Source organism: Paenilisteria portnoyi, from assembly GCF_014322795.1.
In the GTDB taxonomy this organism is placed as follows: Bacteria; Bacillota; Bacilli; order Lactobacillales; family Listeriaceae; genus Listeria_A; species Listeria_A portnoyi.
In genome coordinates this window covers 1-580 of record NZ_JAASTT010000057.1, presented here as the reverse complement: position 1 = coordinate 580, position 580 = coordinate 1, and the positions used below count along the sequence as shown (strand labels likewise).

Genomic DNA, 580 nt, shown 5'->3' with positions numbered 1-580 from the left:
TCTTTCTCGCCTTCGCCTGGTTCGCGAGCGATTAGCGGGAAACCATCGTATAGCACTTTCAAGGCGTGTGCTTTGGATAGAACGAGTAAGCGGTAGTATTTGTTTTTCTCGGCTTCGATGAGGAGGATGACTTCTTCGGTGTTGTCTTCTTGGAACGAGAACATGGTGTTGTTACAGCGTACGTATTTCTTGCTTCGATGGTACGCGGCTAGTTTGTTGATAACGAAGGCGCCACTTTTGGTGACAGCGCCTTCTGATGTTAGAATTTCTTTTGCGATGAGTTGTTGCTGGGCGTATGCCATCGGGTCATCATCGCGTAAAATAAACACTTCTTTGCCGGGAAAACCGAATAGAACATTGCCATCCGTTGCGGCGAGAAGGAGATACATTTCTTCAAGGCTGAAATAATCATTCGGGTTTAATTGCTCTGTCATAGATTTTTGACCTCCCGTACTTTGGATTCACTGTCGTAGGCTTCGATGTATGTCTCTAGATTTTCTAAAGCTTTCGTTTGTTCTTTCATCGCGGATTTCACGTCTTTATGGTATTGAACGATGATGTCCAAGTAGGCGACAAAAGC

Annotated in this window: 1 protein-coding gene; it reads right to left on the bottom strand. The window is 45.0% G+C overall.

Annotated features, from left to right (window positions below):
- The coding region (locus HCJ66_RS15945; RefSeq protein WP_187134025.1) for a DUF5081 family protein at window positions 1-434 on the bottom strand (434 nt) is incomplete at its 3' end.
- Window positions 435-580 lie beyond the last annotated feature (146 nt).